The organism is Actinacidiphila alni (genome assembly GCF_900112845.1).
Classification (GTDB): Bacteria; Actinomycetota; Actinomycetes; order Streptomycetales; family Streptomycetaceae; genus Actinacidiphila; species Actinacidiphila alni.
Genome location: NZ_FONG01000012.1, coordinates 205295 through 221574 on the forward strand (window position 1 = coordinate 205295; position 16280 = coordinate 221574).

Sequence of the window (16280 nt, forward strand, 5' to 3'; positions counted from 1 at the left end):
CCGCGCAGCGGAAGAAGCGGTGGGCGCAGTTGTGTCCGGGCCTCGCGGAGTGGGCCGGCGGACGCGGTGCGGCGCGCCCACGCCCAGCAGGAAGGGCGCGGCTTCCGCATGCGTACGTGACCCTCCCCGCGTGGCCGCCGCCGCGTTCGAGGGAGAGAGCACCACCGTGACCATCGCGCCCGCAGACCCCGCATCGGTCGAAACCGACCCGCGCCCCGCCGCCACGCTGCCGGGACAGCCCGGCGCCGACGACGGCCCCGGCACCGACCTGCTGCGCACCCTCGTCCGGCTCACCGCCGACCTGCCCGACACCGACCCCGGCCGGGTCGCCGCCGCCGCGCTGCGCGGCCGCAACGCCGGCTCCGACGCGGCCGAACTGCGGTCGCTGGCCACCGAGACCGCGGCCGGCCTGATCTCCGAGGACCCGGCGTACTCCCGGCTGGCCGCCCGGCTGCTCACCGCGGCGATCGCCGAGGAGGCCGCGGGCCAGGGCGCGGTGTCCTTCTCCTCCTCGGTCGCCGTCGGCCACCGCGAGGGCCTGATCGCCGACCGCACGGCCGCCTTCGTGCTGCGCCACCGGGAGCGCCTGGACGCGCTGGTCACCGAGGCGCTGAACGCCGGCGCCGACGACCGTTTCGGTTACTTCGGCCTGCGCACCCTGCACAGCCGCTACCTGCTGCGGCACCCGATCACCCGGCAGGTCGTGGAGACCCCGCAGCACTTCATGCTGCGCGTCGCCGCGGGCCTGGCCGAGGACGACTCGGCCCGCTCGGTCGACGAAGTCGCCTCGCTCTACCGGCTGATGAGCGCCCTGGACTACCTGCCCAGCTCCCCGACCCTGTTCAACTCCGGCACCCGGCACCCGCAGATGTCCTCCTGCTACCTGCTGGACTCGCCGCTGGACGAGCTGGACTCGATCTACGACCGCTACCACCAGGTGGCGCGGCTGTCGAAGCACGCGGGCGGCATCGGCCTGTCCTACTCCCGGATCCGCTCGCGCGGTTCGCTGATCCGCGGCACCAACGGCCACTCCAACGGCATCGTGCCGTTCCTGAAGACCCTCGACGCGTCGGTGGCCGCGGTCAACCAGGGCGGCCGGCGCAAGGGCGCCGCCGCGGTCTACCTGGAGACCTGGCACTCCGACATCGAGGAATTCCTGGAGCTGCGCGACAACACCGGCGAGGACGCCCGCCGTACGCACAATCTGAACCTGGCGCACTGGATCCCCGACGAGTTCATGCGCCGCGTCGAGGCCGACGCCCACTGGTCGCTGTTCTCGCCGTCCGACGTGCCGGAGCTGGTCGACCTGTGGGGCGCCGACTTCGACGCCGCCTACCGCCGCGCGGAGAAGGCGGGCCTGGCCCAGCGGACGCTGCCGGCCCGGGAGTTGTACGGCCGGATGATGCGCACCCTGGCGCAGACCGGCAACGGCTGGATGACCTTCAAGGATGCCTCGAACCGTACGGCCAACCAGACCGCGGAGCCCGGCCGTACCGTGCACTCCTCGAATCTGTGCACCGAGATCCTGGAGGTCACCGACGACGGCGAGACCGCCGTCTGCAACCTCGGCTCGGTCAACCTCGGCGCCTTCGCGGTGCCCGGCGGCGCGCCGGGCGAGGAGATCGACTGGGCGCGGCTCGACGCGACCGTCCGCACCGCCGTGACCTTCCTCGACCGGGTCGTGGACATCAACTTCTACCCGACCGAGCAGGCGGGCCGCTCCAACGCCAAGTGGCGCCCGGTGGGCCTGGGCGTGATGGGCCTGCAGGACGTCTTCTTCAAGCTGCGGCTGCCCTTCGACTCCCCCGCCGCCCGCGCGCTGTCCACCCGGATCGCCGAGCGGATCATGCTCGCCGCGTACGAGGCGTCCTGCGACCTCGCCGAGCGCAACGGCCCGCTGCCCGCCTGGGAGCAGACCCGTACCGCCCGCGGTGTGCTGCACCCCGACCACTACGGCGCCGAACTGCACTGGGCGCGGCGGTGGGAGGCGCTGCGGGCCCGGATCGCGAAGACCGGGCTGCGCAATTCGCTGCTGCTGGCGATCGCCCCGACCGCGACCATCGCGTCCATCGCGGGCGTCTACGAGTGCATCGAGCCGCAGGTCTCCAACCTCTTCAAGCGCGAGACGCTGTCCGGGGAATTCCTCCAGGTCAACTCGTACCTGGTGGCCGACCTCAAGCGGCTCGGCGTGTGGGACGCGCAGTCCCGCGAGGCGCTGCGGGACGCCAACGGCTCGGTGGCGGGCTTCAGTTGGATCCCCGCCGAGATCCGTGAGCTGTACCGCACGGCGTGGGAGATCCCGCAGCGCGGCCTGATCGACATGGCGGCGGCGCGTACGCCCTTCCTCGACCAGAGCCAGTCGCTCAACCTGTTCCTGGAGACGCCCACCATCGGCAAGCTCAGCTCGATGTACGCGTACGCCTGGAAGCAGGGCCTGAAGACCACGTACTACCTGCGGTCCCGGCCCGCGACCCGGATCGCCCGCGCCGCCCAGGCGCAGCCATCCGCCGCGACCGCCCCCGTCCCCCTGATCGGCGACGCCGAGGCGCTCGCCTGCTCCCTTGAGAACCCCGAGTCCTGCGAGGCCTGCCAGTAATGTCGACCCCTGCCACCACCTTCGAGAAGAACCTGCTCGACCCGGGCTTCGAGCTGACCCTGCGCCCGATGCGCTACCCGGACTTCTACGAGCGCTACCGCGACGCGATCAAGAACACCTGGACGGTGGAGGAGGTCGATCTGCACTCCGACGTGTCCGACCTCGCCAAGCTCACCCCGGCCGAGCAGCACATGATCGGCCGGCTGGTCGCCTTCTTCGCCACCGGCGACTCGATCGTCTCCAACAACCTGGTGCTCACCCTCTACAAGCACATCAACTCCCCCGAGGCGCGGCTGTACCTGTCCCGCCAACTCTTCGAGGAGGCCGTGCACGTCCAGTTCTATCTGACGCTGCTCGACACCTATCTGCCCGATCCGGAGGACCGGGCGGCGGCCTTCGACGCGGTCGAGGAGATCCCGTCGATCCGCGAGAAGGCGCAGTTCTGCTTCCGCTGGATGGACTCGGTGGAGAAGATCGAGCGCCTGGAGACCAAGGCCGACCGGCGCCGCTTCCTGCTCAATCTGATCTGCTTCGCCGCGTGCATCGAGGGCCTGTTCTTCTACGGCGCCTTCGCGTACGTCTACTGGTTCCGCTCGCGCGGCCTGCTGCACGGCCTGGCCACCGGCACCAACTGGGTGTTCCGCGACGAGACGATGCACATGAGCTTCGCCTTCGACGTCGTCGACACCGTGCGCAAGGAGGAACCGGACCTCTTCGACGAGGAGTTGCAGCGGCAGGTCACCGACATGCTGCGCGAAGCGGTCGACGCGGAGCTGCAGTTCGGCCGCGACCTGTGCGGCGACGGCCTGCCCGGCATGAACACCGAGTCGATGCGCGCCTACCTCGAGTGCGTCGCCGACCAGCGGCTGGTCCGGCTCGGCTTCCCGCCGGTCTACGGCTCGGAGAACCCCTTCTCCTTCATGGAGTTGCAGGGCGTGCAGGAGCTGACCAACTTCTTCGAGCGCCGCCCGTCGGCGTACCAGGTCGCCGTGGAGGGCTCGGTGGCGCTGGACGAGGACTTCTGACGGTCGCGCGACGACCGTTTCGTGATCCACCGGTCGGCCCGGGGGCTCCGTACACGATCCCCCGGGCCCGGACGGCGGCGGTTCAGCCGTCGGGGACGTCAGTCGTTGGGGACGGTCTCGAACTTCGGGGTCGCCTCGGCCATCTGCTTCATGACGTCCTTGCGGTCGCGCTTGGACAGGCGGTCGATGTAGAGCCGGCCGTAGAGGTGGTCGGTCTCGTGCTGGAGGCAGCGGGCGAAGTAGCCGGTGCCGTGCACGACGATCGGCTCGCCCTTGGCGTTCTGGCCGCGGACGACCGCGTAGTCCGGTCGGGCCAGCTCCATGTAGGCGCCGGGCACGGACAGGCAGCCTTCGTTGGAGTCGTCCAAGTGGCGCCGGTCGGCGGGCAGTTCGTCCAGTACGGGGTTGCAGACGACGCCGACGTGGCGCTGCTCGTTGTCGTCGGGGCAGTCGTAGACGAAGACCTTGAGGTCGACGCCGATCTGGTTGGCGGCCAGGCCGACGCCCTCGGCGGCGCGCTGACTGGCGAACATGTCGGCGATCAGCGCGTCCAGGTCGTCGTCGAAGGACGTGACGTCCTTGCACTCGCGGTGCAGGACCGGATTGCCGACGACGGTGATCGGGCGGACGGTGCCCCGCTCTCGGTACGCCTGCTCGCGGGCCGCGGCGTCCGTCACGTCGTCGAGGAAGTCCTCGGCGGGCCCGCCGTGGTCGTGCGCGTGGTCGTGGTCGTGACCGTGAGGGTGGTGGTGACCATGGCCGTGCTCGGTGTGCTGCTGGGACATCTCCGCCGTACGCCTTCCCGGAACCCGTGAACGAACCCCCCTAGATTACGGGCTCTTGCCATGGGGCTCGACTCGCCTCTTCAACGCGGCCCGCCCCGCCCCGGGACAGCGGGGTCAGCCGGGTCAGCACACCTCTTCGAGATCCCGCCAGTCGCGGGAGTCCGGGCTGTCGGCGACCCAGCTGTCCAGCAGACCGCGGACCAGGCTCGCGGGAGCGGCGATGCCGCACTCGCGCTCCGGGGACCAGCGCACGCCCGCGCTGTGGTGGCTGAGGTGGCCGGGGTGGCCCGGCTCGCCCTGGTCGTGCGGGTCGCGGCCGGCCGCGGAGCCGTCGTCGGTGGGCATCCGGCTCTCCGAGCACGTACGGCACAGCAGCCGCACCGACGAGGACCAGTCCTCGGCCGCGTAGCCGGCCTCGGCGGCCAGCCGCTCCAGGGCGTCCCGGTCGGCGGCCGTGGCCGCCTCCAGCAGCACCAGCCAGGTCGGCACCGGGGACGGCGCCCACAGCTCGATCTCGTCGAAGACCGGGTAGACGGCGCCGCCGCTGCCGTCGGAGGTGGCGCGCTCGCCGTGCGGGACGCCGTCGTGCAGCACGACCTCGCCCCAGCGGCGGCCGGAGGACGGCAGCGGGATGGAGAGCACCTCGACCCGCGCCGGGTCCAGCCGGCGGCCCCACACGACCTCGGCCTCGCCCTCGGGCGAGAGCCGCACGGCGGCGCTGCCCAGCGGCAGGCGTACCGATTCCTCGCCGTTGTGGCTCGCGGTGCCGACCGGCATCCGCAGGCCGTACGCCTGCCAGGCGCGGCGGGCCAGCGGCCAGTCCTGCACGGCGGTGGCGGCGATGCCCAGATTCCACCAGTCGGGCGACCCCACGGGCCGGTCGAGCAGGGCCACGGCGCGCAGTCCGGCGATCCGGGCCTGCGCCCAGTCGTGCCGGAACTTGTGCAGCAGCGCCAGGTTGTACCAGGACTCCGAGAGCCACGGCTCCAGGTCGGCGGCTCGGGTCAGCAGCGCTCCGGCGTCCTCGTAACGGCCGTCGCCGATCAGCGAGAACGCCCGGTCGGTGGCCTGCCGCCAGGTGGGCGACGGCCGGTGCCGCACTCTTCCGAAGATGTTCAACGTCGTTACCCGCCTGCCCGCTCAGCCGACACTGCCAGGACGTCGCCTTTCCGCACCACCACGTTCGCGTCCCCCCGTACGACTCCAACCTTGCACACTTTGGCCGTTGTCTCAGCCCGGCCGCCGGCTCCGTTCCCGCCCGGCCGCGCGGCCGTCCGTACGGCCCGCGGGCTCCCCGGTGAACGCGCGGCCCCTACTCGACACCCTTGCCACTCCCGTGGGCATCCAACCATGCCCAGGTGGGGCGTCGTGCCAGCACCCTGGTGAGTGCGGCCACGACCTGCGGATCGTACTCACGTGCGGTCGCAAGCCGCAGCCGTTCCAGGGCCGCGAGCCGCCGGTCCAGGGCCGCGCCCGGCTCGCCGGTGAGGTCCTCGTAGGCGTTGACGGCCCGTACGATCCGGCCGGCCAGGGGCTGTTCGCGGTACGGGTGCGCCTGGCGCTCGACGATCAGCGCGACTTCGGCGGGGGCGCCGGTCTGCCGCACCACCTCGCCGCCGAGCGCGGCGATGGTGCGCCGCCGTTCGCCGTCCAGCGGTTCGGTGGCGCCGCGCGGCACCGGGTCCACCAGTGAGAGCTGGCCGATGTCGTGCATCAGGGCCGCGTACTCCAGCAGCATCAGGTGGCGGGCCGGCAGGCCCAGCTCGCGGCCGACGGCCGCCGACAGTTCGCTCACCCGGCGGGCGTGGCCGGGCGGTGTGTAACCGGCCACCTCGGTGGCGCGGGCCAGCGAGCCGATCGTCTGGCGGTACGTGGCCCGCACCGCCGCGTGGCCGCGCAGCGACAGCTGCGTCAGGAGCAGCGGCACCGCGACGACCGGCACCGCCCACAGGCCGGCGGCGGTGACCGCCAACGCCATCACGGCTGCGCCTGCGCAGACCGCGGACCCGATGCCCGGGAGGGCCCGCAGTTCGTCCCGGAGCACCGGGGCGTACGGGTGGCCCGTGCGGGCGGCCTCGATGGCCGCGGCCAGTGCGGCGTCGCACAGCGCCGTCAGGCCCAGCACGGCCAGCACGGCGCCTTCGGCTCGTTCGGCTCCGCCGAGGGGTTGCACGCATATCGCGGCGAACGCCGCCGCCGTCACCCGCCTTACCTCCGCATCGCCCCGGCCCCCGACGCCGGCATGCCTGTGCGGCTTCCGCCGCGGAGAAGGGTGCTCCCGCTCCTGCGGAGTGCGGTACCCGACGTCCTGCCCCCGGGGCTGCGGAAGTGGGCGCCCCTCAGGGGCGCGGGGACGCGCGCTGCGCTTGCGGAAGTGGGTGCCTGACAGGGGCGCGGGGAACTGCGCGCTCAGCCACATCCGTGGCGCGGCTAAAAAGCCGCCCCAGTGGGGCAGACGCGGTCTGTTTCGCGACCGCCGGGCGAGTGGGGGCTGAGCGCGCAGTTCCCCGCGCCCCTGAGGGACCTGGTCCTCCGCATGCGCGGGCAGCGGGCCGCGCCCCTGAAGGGCAACCTCCTCCGCGGCTGCGGGCCCGGCGTGGGCGGCGTGGTGGGGGGTCACCGTGTGGGCGAGGGCGGCGGAGGCGGCGACGACGGCGACGGTCTGGGAGACGGAGTGGGAGCCCGGGGACAGGAGCGCGTACGCGAGGGAGGCGGCGGTCGCGAGGGGCGCGGCATCACGGTCGGACAGGTAGGTGTCGGAGGCGCCGGCGGGGAGGCGGAAGGCGACACCGAGGGCGACGACGAGTCCGAAGGCGAGAGCGGTGCCGGGCCCGGCGAGACCGTGCAGGGCGGTGCGCAGCACCGCGGCCAGGGTCAGCGCGAGCACGACGCCGCGCCCGTACCGCAGCATGCGCCCCCTCACCGGGTCACCCCGCCGTCACCGGCGCGAGGAGCGGCCCGCGGGCCGCCGCGGTGGGCCCCGCGGGCTGCGCGGGAGCCGCACCGGGCCAGCCGTGCTCGGCCAGCGCCCGCGTGAGGGCCGCGACCATCGCGGGGTCGAAATGGGTGCCCGCGCAGGCGTGCAGCTCGTCGAGCGCGGCGGGCACCGGCCGGGCCCGCCGGTAGGACCGGGTGGACGTCATGGCGTCGAAGGCGTCGGCGACGGCCACGACGCGGGCGAACTCCGGGATGCGGTCGCCCGCGAGCCCGTGCGGGTAGCCGCTGCCGTCGAGCCGTTCGTGGTGGTGCAGCACCGCGTCCCTGGCCTCGCCGAGGAAGGCGATGCCGCGGACCATCTCGTGCCCGTACTCCGGGTGCAGCTGGATCAGCCGCCGTTCCTCCGGTGTGAGCGGGCCGTCCTTGCGCAACAGGCGGGTGGGGACGCCGAGTTTGCCGATGTCGTGCAGGATCCCGGCGAACCGCAGTGCCTCGACGCGGGGTTCCGCCATGCCCAGCTCGCGGGCGATGAACACCGAGGCGCGGCCCACCCGTTCACTGTGCCCGCGGGTGTAGGGGTCCTTGATCTCGACGGCCTGCACCAGTGCCCGTACGGTCGCGTCGTGCGCCTCGCGCTCCCGGCGGGCGCGGGCGAATCCCCAGCAGGCGACGTACATCGGGACCGGGACGAGGACGGCGGCGAAGGCGCCGTCGTGCGCCTGCCACAGGACGGCGGTGATCAGGGCGACCAGACCGTAGGTGAGGTGCGGGGCGAGCGCGCCGAGCAGCGGGGCGCCCCAGGCGGCGGCCGGTCGGCGACCCTCGGCGGTGACCAGGACGGCGCCGGTGAGCGCGGTGGCGGTGAGGCAGTACACCAGCGCCGCGACGGCGGCGGGCAGCAGCGCGTACGGCAGGTCGGCGGCGGCCAGGGCGCGCGGCCCGTCCAGTTGCCGGGCGGCGAGCGCGGCGGCCCAGACGGCGACGGCGGGGTGCGCGGCCCGCCACAGCCGCCGTACGCGGCGCGGCTCCTGCTCGGTGCGGGCCGCGAGCGCCCCGGGGACCGGCACCAGCGCGGCGGCGGCCGGGGGCAGCAGCAGCGCGGCGGCCAGCAGGACGGGCACGAAGGGGCCGATCGCGGCGGCCGGGTGCCGTCCGAGGACCCGGTCGGGCAGCACGCCGGGCTCGCACAGGGCGTACAGCGCCGCGAGGACGGCGACGGTGCCCCACGCGGTGCCGGGGCGCAGCGCGGGCGCGGCGCAGAGCGCGCCGGCGGCGCACACGGCCGCGACGGTGACCCGCGCGGCGGGCGGCAGTGCGGCGGGCCGGGTGCGGGGCGCGGCGGCCCCGTGCGGCACGGCTGTCACGGCAGGCGGCCTCCTCCGTACGCGTGCGCGCGGCGGGCGTACGGATTCCCGTACGCGGAAACGCGCGGCGGGCGCGGCCCGATCGGCTCCCGGCCCGCTGAGAGTCAGGAGGATAGGGCCGCGCCCGCCGTGGAGGACGCGATTGTCGGCGTTGGTCCGTCAGTGGAGGCCGACGCTCACCCGTCCGGGTGACGTACGGCGTAGACGGGCTGACGCAGATGTCCGACGCCCGTGCGGACGGGCGCCGGCATCCGGCAGGGTGTCAGCGGGCCTCGGCCTCGGTCGGCGTGCCGAGCAGGTCGGCGCCCTGGTCGGGCACCGGCGCGGCCTCGCCGGAGCGGATCAGCTCGATCCGCATCATGACCTTGGAGCGCAGGTCGGTGGGCACGTCGTCGGAGCCGCAGCACCGCTTGACGAGCTTCTTGACCGCCTGCTCCAGGCCGTACTTCTCCAGGCACGGGTGGCACTCGTCGAAGTGCTCCTTGAACTTGGCGCAGCTCTCGTCGGGCATCTCGTTGTCGAGATACTCGTAGAGGTGGTCGAGCACCTCCGAGCAGTCCGTCTCATGTGCGTCGCCGCAACTCATGAATCCGCGCCCTTCTCATCCGCCGCGCCCGCGGGTACGAGCCCGCGGTCCCTCGCGTAGTCCTCCAGCAGCTCGCGCAGCTGGCGCCGCCCGCGGTGCAGCCGGGACATCACCGTGCCGATGGGTGTTCCCATGATGTCCGCGATCTCCTTGTAGGCAAAGCCCTCGACGTCCGCGAGGTAGACCGCGATGCGGAACTCCTCGGGGATGGTCTGGAGCGCCGCCTTCACGTCGGAGTCGGGCAGGTGGTCGAGCGCCTGCGACTCCGCGGAGCGCAGACCCGTCGACATGTGCGACTCCGCACGCGCGAGCTGCCAGTCCTCGATCTCCTCCGACCCGCTGCGCAGCGGCTCGCGCTGCTTCTTGCGGTAGGAGTTGATGAAGCTGTTGGTGAGAATGCGGTAGAGCCACGCCTTGAGGTTGGTGCCCTCGCGGAACTGGTGGAAGGAGGCGTACGCCTTCGCGTACGTCTCCTGGACGAGGTCTTCCGCATCGGCCGGATTGCGGGTCATCCGCAGCGCGGCCGAGTACATCTGGTCGAGGAAGCCAAGGGCGTCCCGCTCGAAGCGCTCCGTGCGCTCGGCGCTGCTCTCCTGTGCCGCCTCACCGGACGCACCCGCGTTTTCCGCCGTGCTGTCGTCGGTGCCGGTGACCGCACCCACCTCCTCAGAAACTCCAGCGCGCCCAAAAGCGGACACGCTCGTTTCGGAGGATATCCCGCGGGAGATCGGCGTGCCGGATGCGCCCTTGCCGTCGTCCTTGACCGGCCACTCGGCCCAGTTCAGGTAGGGCGCGGCTGCGTCCGGCCGGGCGGTGGCCTGTGCGGCCTCGGCGCGGGGCCGGCAAGCGGCTGAAACCATGCGGCTGCCTTTCTCACCAGATGCTTCGTTCACTGCTGGAACGTTCTGACGATTCGCACAACGCCTGCCGTGCGCGGCTCATTCCCGGCCGTCCCTTGCGCCGTACGGGCCGCGCCCCGGCCGGCGCCTCGGTCGGCACCTCGGCCGACAGCAGCGCAGTGATGGCAACCACGTTTGCCGCCGTGGCAAACTCGACGGCATGAAGAACGCCGCGCGGAAGATGGAGCCGAACGGGTCGGACCGCACCGACGAGGGCGTCGAGCGCACGCTCGCCGAGGTCGGGCCGCGGCTGCGGGCGGCGCGGCTGGAGCGCGGGGTGACGCTGTCGGCGCTGGCCGAGGCGACCGGGATCTCGGTGAGCACGCTGTCCCGGCTGGAGTCGGGGCAGCGGCGCGCGACCCTGGAACTGCTGCTGCCGCTGGCCCGCGCCCATCAGATGCCGCTGGACGAACTGGTGGGCGCGCCGGAGGTCGGCGACCCGCGGGTGCGGGCGGTGCCGCGGAAGATGGAGCACATGACCGTCCTGCCGCTGACCCGGCAGCCCGGCGCCCTTCAGGCGTACAAAATGATCATCGAGCCGGGCAAGCCGTGTGACGGACAGCGCACCCACGAGGGTTACGAGTGGATCTATGTGCTCTCCGGGCGGCTGCGGCTGCTGCTCGCCGACAAGGACCTGGTGATGCGGGCCGGTGAGGCGGCGGAGTTCGACACCCGGCTGCCGCACTGGTTCGGTCCCGCCGACGACGCGCCCGTGGAGGTGCTCAGCCTTTTCGGCCGCCAGGGCGAGCGGATGCATGTCCGAGCCCGGCCAGCCAGTCGCTGACCGCGTCCGTCAGGACGGCGAGCGCCGCGTCCTGCGTCAGTTCGGCGCGCTTGGGCACGGCGAAGGAGTGGTCGCCGTACGGCACCTCGGCCGGCGCGTACCCGGGCGGGAATTCGGCGGGCCGCCCGAAGGTGTCGTTGCCGCCCTGCACGATCAGCAGCGGTCCCGCGGCCGCGCCCAGGTCCAGTTCCGCCGCCCGTGACTTCTCGGGCTTGCCCGGCGGGTGCAGCGGGAAGGACAGCGCGAGCACAGCGGCGGCGCCCAGCTCCTTGGCCGTACGGCAGGCCACCCGGGCGCCCGCGCTGCGCCCGCCCGCGATCACCGGCAGCCCGGGCTTCGCCAGTGCGGGCCACAGCCCGGCCCAGCCGGCGTCCAGCGTCTTCGGCGCGGGCGCCAGTTTCCTGCCCGCGACCCGCCAGGGCTGCTCGACCAGCGCCACGCTGACGCCGAGCGCGGGCAGCGCGGCGGCGAGCGCGACCAGATCGCGCGCCTCGATCCCGCCGCCCGCTCCGTGGCCCAGCGCCAGGACGCTGCGGGCGGCGCGGGGTGCCCGGTGCCAGGTGACGCGGGCCTCGCCCGCGGGGGTGTCGACCGTTTCCGTGGCCGAGGGGGCCGTCCGTGCTGTCTGTGAACTGGTCATCAGAACAGCGTCTCCTCCTCGGGTGCCTCCAGCTCGGCAAGCAGCTCCGGGCCGTTGTTCTTCACACTGCTCACACCGGTGCCCACCGGATAGGCGCGCATCAGTCCGCCCGGCGGCGGCGCGAGCAGCGCGCCGATCGCGTCGGGGTCGGTGGTGGCCGGGTCGAGCCAGGCGTCCCAGCGGTCCGGCGTCATCATCAGCGGCATCCGCGGGTGGATGTCGGACAGCGACCGCGGGCCGTGCCCGGCGAATCCGGCCAGCGGGTCGGTCTCGGCCGCGGTGGTGATCACCGTGCAGGTCGCCCACCAGGCCAGCGGGTGGTCGTCGGGCAGCGTTCGGTCCCGCCAGAATTCGTACAGTCCGGCCATCGCCATGACCGAGCCGTCGGCGGGTGTGACGAAATACGGCTGTTTGCGGGACCGCTTCTTGCGGCCCTGCTCCTCCAGCGCGCGCTCCTCGGGGGCCGTGACCCACTCGTAGTAGCCGTCGGCCGGTATCAGGCAGCGCCGGGCGGCCAGCGCGCGGCGGTAGGACGGCTTCTCGTGCACCGTCTCGGCCCGCGCGTTGATCATCTTGGCGGCGCCGTCGGGTGATTTCGCCCACGACGGGACCAGGCCCCAGCGCAGCACGCGCATTTGTCTCACCGGTTCCGTGGAACCGGAGTCGCGCACCGGACGGTCAAGAACGGCATAGACGTCCTTCGTCGGCGCGACGTTCCAATCGGGGGCGAGGGTCTCGGTGGAGTCCCACTGACGGACTTCGAAGAGTCCCGCGAGGTCCTCCGGTTTCCGGCTCGCCGCGTATCGACCGCACATAGGTGCCAGACTGCCACGACCGTGGACCCGAATGGCCCAACAGCCCCCGTCGGTTCCCTGGAGCGAGGACCGAACCGAGTCATGGAGGACAGAGTCATGGAGGACCGAACCGAGTCATGAACGTCGCGAGCATCACCGAGATGTGGGACCGGCTGACGGGGACGCAGCCCGATCCGTCGCGCTGGCTGATCGGGGCGACGGCGCTGCTGGCGCTGGCCGCGGTGCTGGTGCGCGGCGTCTGGCACGTCACGCGCAATGCGGTGACCATCGCCCACGAGGGCGGCCACGGCCTGCTGGCGCTGCTCACCGGCCGCCGTCTGGAGGGCATACGCCTGCACTCGGACACCTCGGGCCTGACCGTCTCGCGGGGCAGGCCGCGCGGTCCCGGCATGGTGCTGACGGCCGCCGCCGGGTACACCGCGCCGCCGCTGCTCGGCCTGGCGGGCGCGGCCCTGCTGGCCGCCGGGCACATCACCGCGCTGCTGTGGGGCGCCACCGCGCTGCTGCTGGTCATGCTGGTGATGATCCGCAACGCGTACGGGGCGCTGACCGTGGTGATCACCGGCGCGCTGTTCCTGCTGGTGTCCTGGCTGACCAAGGCGCAGGTGCAGGCGGCCTTCGCGTATCTGGTGGTGTGGTTCCTGCTGGTCGGCGGCGCCCGGCCGGTCTTCGAGCTGCAGAGTACCCGGCGCCGCGAGCGCTCGGGCACCTCGGACGCCGACCAGCTCGCCCGGCTCACCCACACCCCGGCGGCGCTGTGGCTGCTCCTCTTCTACGCGGTCGCCATCTGCTCCCTGATCGGCGGCGCCCGCTGGCTGCTGCTCCAGTAGGCGCCGGACGGGTCCTGCGGCTGCGACCGGCCGCGCGAACGGGGCCCGCGGGCGGCGGGTCCCGGGCACACGACTGGCCGAGAGTAGTGGCACCCCGTTACCGGCAGGTTTCCGCGCTTTCGCCGTCCTATCTCCCCGTACCCGAGCCACTACGCTTGGGCCCCATGAGCGACAGCACCGCGCAGACCACCCTCTGGCCGGCCCCGACCGCGCCCCGCGCCGTGGACGCGACCGTCACGGTGCCCGGTTCGAAGTCGGTGACCAACCGCGCGCTGGTGCTCGCCGCCCACTCCACCGAGCCCGGCTGGCTGCGCCGCCCGCTGCGCAGCCGGGACACCGTCCTGATGGCCGACGCGCTGCGCGCCATGGGCGTGCAGATCGAGGAGACGGTCAATCCGGCCGGCGGCGAGGCGTGGCGGATCATCCCCACCGGGCTGCACGGCCCGGCCACGATCGACGTCGGCAACGCCGGCACCGTGATGCGCTTCCTGCCGCCGGTCGCCGCGCTCGCCGACGGCCCGGTCCGGTTCCGGGGCGACGCGCGGGCGTACGAGCGCCCGCTGCACGGCGTGATCGACGCGCTGCGCGCGCTGGGCGCCCGGATCGACGACGAGGGCCGCGGCGCGCTGCCGCTGACCGTCAACGGCGCGGGCTCGCTGGCCGGCGGCAGCGTGTCCGTGGACGCGTCGGACTCCTCGCAGTTCGTCAGCGCGCTGCTGCTGTCGGCGCCGCGCTTCAACCAGGGCCTGGAACTGCGGCACACCGGCCGTACGCTGCCGTCGCTGCCGCACATCCGGATGACCGTGGACATGCTGCGCAAGGCCGGCGCCAAGGTGGACGCGCCGCAGGACGGCGGCGAGAGCAATGTGTGGCGGGTGGCGCCGAGCGCGCTGCTCGGCCGGGACCTGACCGTGGAGCCCGATCTGTCGAACGCGGCGCCCTTCCTGGCCGCCGCCCTGGTCACCGGTGGCCGGGTGACGATTCCCGGCTGGCCGCGCCGCACCACCCAGCCGGGTGACGCGCTGCGCACCCTGTTCACCGCGATGGGTGGCTCGTACGAGCTGACCGACCGGGGGCTGACCTTCACCGGCGGCGGCCGGGTCATCGGGCTGACCGCCGATCTGCACGAGGTGGGCGAGCTGGCCCCGGTGATCGCGGCGGTCGCCGCGCTCGCGGACGGCGAGAGCGTGCTGTCCGGCATCGGGCACCTGCGGCTGCACGAGACGGACCGGCTGGCGGCGCTGGCCAAGGAGATCAACGAACTGGGCGGCGACGTCACCGAGACCGAGGACGGCCTGCGGATCCGCCCGGTCCCGCTGCACGGCGGGATCTTCCACACCTACGAGGACCACCGGCTGGCCACCGCCGCCGCGGTGCTCGGCCTGGCCGTCGACGGTGTGCAGATCGAGAACGTGGCGACGACCGCGAAGACGCTGCCCGAATTCCCCGACCTGTGGACGGACATGCTGGCGGGCGCCGCTCCCGTGCCGGGGCGGGGCTGAGGGACCGTCATGCGCCGCTACGGAAAGAACCCCGACGAGGACGACGTCAGGATCCGCCCCAACAGCAAGGGGAACCGGCCGCGGTCCACGATCCGCCCCAAGCACGAGGACGCCGCCGAGGGCATGGTGCTGACCGTGGACCGCGGCCGGCTGACCGTCCTGGTCGAGGACCGCGAGGTCGTCGCGATGAAGGCCCGCGAACTGGGCCGCAAGGCGACCGTGGTCGGCGACCGGGTGGCGGTGGTCGGCGACCTGTCCGGCGCGAAGGACACGCTGGCGCGGATCGTCCGGATCGAGCCGCGTACGTCGGTGCTGCGGCGGACCGCGGACGACACCGACCCGTTCGAGCGGGTGGTGGTCGCCAACGCCGACCAGCTCGCGATCGTCACCGCGCTCGCCGATCCCGAGCCGCGCCCGCGGATGATCGACCGCTGCCTGGTCGCGGCCTACGACGCGGGCCTGACCCCGCTGCTGGTGCTCACCAAGTCCGATCTGGCCTCGCCGGAACCGCTGCTGGAGACGTACGGCGCGCTGGACCTGGCGTATGTGGTGACCACCAGGGACGACTTCCTGACCGGTGGCGTCGACCAGGTGCGCGAGCGGCTGACCGGGCACGTCACCGCCTTCGTCGGGCACAGCGGGGTCGGGAAGACCACGCTGGTCAACGCGCTGGTGGAGCGTCAGCGTACGACCGGCTCGGTGAACGCGGTGACCGGCCGCGGCCGGCACACCACCACCTCGGCGCTGGCGCTGCCGCTGCCGGGCGACACGGGCTGGGTGATCGACACCCCGGGCGTGCGCTCGTTCGGGCTGCACCACATCGACCCGTCGCGCGTCATCCACGCCTTCCCCGACCTGGAGCCGGGCACCGAGGAGTGCCCGCGCGGCTGTTCGCACGACGAGCCCGACTGCGCGCTGGACGACTGGGTGGCGGCGGGGCACGCCGAACCGGCCCGGCTGGACTCGCTGCGGCGGCTGCTGGCCACCCGCGAGCGCCGCGAAGGGGACTGACGGCCCGTCCGCCGGGTACGCGTACGGCGTGTCCCTGGAGCTGCCACGGCGCTTCCACGGCGTGTCCCCGGAGCTTCCGCGTCCCTTTGGGCAACCGGAGGGGCGGTTTCCGGGCAGGCTGTGTGATGATCGACACCGCACACAGGGTCCGGAGACGGAGTGGGAACGGGAGGCATCCGATGGCCTGGCTGCTCGTGGTGGTCGCAGGCATCCTCGAAACGGGGTTCGCGGTCTGCCTCAAGCTGTCGCACGGCTTCACCCGGATCTGGCCGACCATCGCCTTCTGCCTGTTCGCGCTCGGCTCCTTCGGCCTGCTGACGCTGTCGCTGAAGAAGCTGGACGTCGGCCCGGCGTACGCCGTGTGGACCGGCATCGGAGCGGCCGGCACCGCGATCTACGGCATGGTCTTCCTCGGCGACATCGTCTCGACGCTGAAGATCGTGTCCATCTCCTTCGTCATCGTCGGCGTGATCGGCCTTCAGATCTCGGGCTCCGCGCACTGACGC

Annotated in this window: 15 protein-coding genes; 7 read left to right on the forward strand and 8 right to left on the reverse strand. The window is 73.0% G+C overall.

All coding sequences use genetic code 11. The features are described 5' to 3' along the window. The first annotated feature begins 166 nt into the window (after window positions 1–166). Entirely contained in the window at window positions 167–2596 is a 2430-nt protein-coding gene (locus tag BM076_RS21210; RefSeq protein ID WP_093715266.1) for a ribonucleoside-diphosphate reductase subunit alpha, read from the forward strand. Next, window positions 2596–3621 carry a ribonucleotide-diphosphate reductase subunit beta gene (locus tag BM076_RS21215; protein WP_177246532.1) on the forward strand — a complete coding sequence of 342 codons (1026 nt, stop codon included), beginning with the start codon at window positions 2596–2598 and terminating at the stop codon, window positions 3619–3621. Before BM076_RS21210 ends, BM076_RS21215 begins: the two co-directional genes overlap by 1 nt. Window positions 3622–3719: 98 nt before the next feature. Here the strand turns inward: BM076_RS21215 and def are convergent, their stop codons facing one another. From def to BM076_RS21245, 6 genes are all read right to left on the reverse strand, one after another. Continuing rightward, entirely contained in the window at window positions 3720–4406 is a 687-nt protein-coding gene (def, locus tag BM076_RS21220) for a peptide deformylase (RefSeq protein ID WP_093715216.1), read from the reverse strand. A gap of 123 nt (window positions 4407–4529) precedes the next feature. Next, window positions 4530–5525, reverse strand: a complete 996-nt coding sequence (locus BM076_RS21225; RefSeq protein ID WP_093715217.1) for a tetratricopeptide repeat protein — start codon at window positions 5523–5525, stop codon at window positions 4530–4532. Window positions 5526–5718: 193 nt separating this feature from the next. Beyond that, the gene (locus tag BM076_RS37620; RefSeq protein ID WP_245796186.1) at window positions 5719–7329 is read right to left on the reverse strand and encodes an HD domain-containing protein; all 1611 of its coding nucleotides are present in this window, start codon (window positions 7327–7329) and stop codon (window positions 5719–5721) included. Between the two features lie 4 nt (window positions 7330–7333). Further along, window positions 7334–8698, reverse strand: coding sequence for an HD-GYP domain-containing protein (locus BM076_RS21235; RefSeq protein WP_407640687.1), 1365 nt, complete (start codon window positions 8696–8698; stop codon window positions 7334–7336). 271 nt (window positions 8699–8969) lie between these two features. Next, window positions 8970–9293, reverse strand: coding sequence for a mycothiol system anti-sigma-R factor (gene rsrA, locus BM076_RS21240; protein WP_093715218.1), 324 nt, complete (start codon window positions 9291–9293; stop codon window positions 8970–8972). After that, window positions 9290–9955 (reverse strand): sigma-70 family RNA polymerase sigma factor, encoded by a 666-nt coding sequence (locus BM076_RS21245; protein WP_177246533.1) that lies wholly within the window; start codon window positions 9953–9955, stop codon window positions 9290–9292. The genes rsrA and BM076_RS21245 overlap by 4 nt, the downstream gene beginning before the upstream one ends. A 418-nt stretch (window positions 9956–10373) precedes the next feature. On the opposite strand from BM076_RS21245, the gene BM076_RS21250 reads away from it, so the two are divergent. Continuing rightward, complete coding sequence (locus BM076_RS21250; RefSeq protein ID WP_093715268.1) at window positions 10374–10976, forward strand: helix-turn-helix domain-containing protein; 603 nt, start codon at window positions 10374–10376, stop codon at window positions 10974–10976. On the opposite strand, the gene BM076_RS21255 is transcribed toward BM076_RS21250, so the two are convergent. Together BM076_RS21255 and BM076_RS21260 are read right to left on the reverse strand one after the other, a co-directional pair. Beyond that, the gene (locus tag BM076_RS21255; RefSeq protein ID WP_093715220.1) at window positions 10915–11616 is read right to left on the reverse strand and encodes an alpha/beta hydrolase family protein; all 702 of its coding nucleotides are present in this window, start codon (window positions 11614–11616) and stop codon (window positions 10915–10917) included. The two genes, BM076_RS21250 and BM076_RS21255, sit on opposite strands and share 62 nt — an antisense overlap. Further along, window positions 11616–12431, reverse strand: coding sequence for an SOS response-associated peptidase (locus BM076_RS21260; protein WP_093715221.1), 816 nt, complete (start codon window positions 12429–12431; stop codon window positions 11616–11618). Before BM076_RS21260 ends, BM076_RS21255 begins: the two co-directional genes overlap by 1 nt. 116 nt (window positions 12432–12547) lie before the next feature. On the opposite strand from BM076_RS21260, the gene BM076_RS21265 reads away from it, so the two are divergent. From BM076_RS21265 to BM076_RS21280, 4 genes are all read left to right on the forward strand, one after another. Then, window positions 12548–13261, forward strand: coding sequence for a M50 family metallopeptidase (locus tag BM076_RS21265; protein ID WP_093715222.1), 714 nt, complete (start codon window positions 12548–12550; stop codon window positions 13259–13261). Between the two features lie 164 nt (window positions 13262–13425). Next, window positions 13426–14763, forward strand: a complete 1338-nt coding sequence (gene aroA / locus BM076_RS21270) for a 3-phosphoshikimate 1-carboxyvinyltransferase (protein WP_093715223.1) — start codon at window positions 13426–13428, stop codon at window positions 14761–14763. Window positions 14764–14772: 9 nt separating this feature from the next. Continuing rightward, the gene (gene rsgA, locus BM076_RS21275; RefSeq protein WP_093715224.1) at window positions 14773–15774 is read left to right on the forward strand and encodes a ribosome small subunit-dependent GTPase A; all 1002 of its coding nucleotides are present in this window, start codon (window positions 14773–14775) and stop codon (window positions 15772–15774) included. A gap of 179 nt (window positions 15775–15953) precedes the next feature. Next, entirely contained in the window at window positions 15954–16277 is a 324-nt protein-coding gene (locus BM076_RS21280) for a DMT family transporter (RefSeq protein WP_093715225.1), read from the forward strand. Window positions 16278–16280 lie beyond the last annotated feature (3 nt).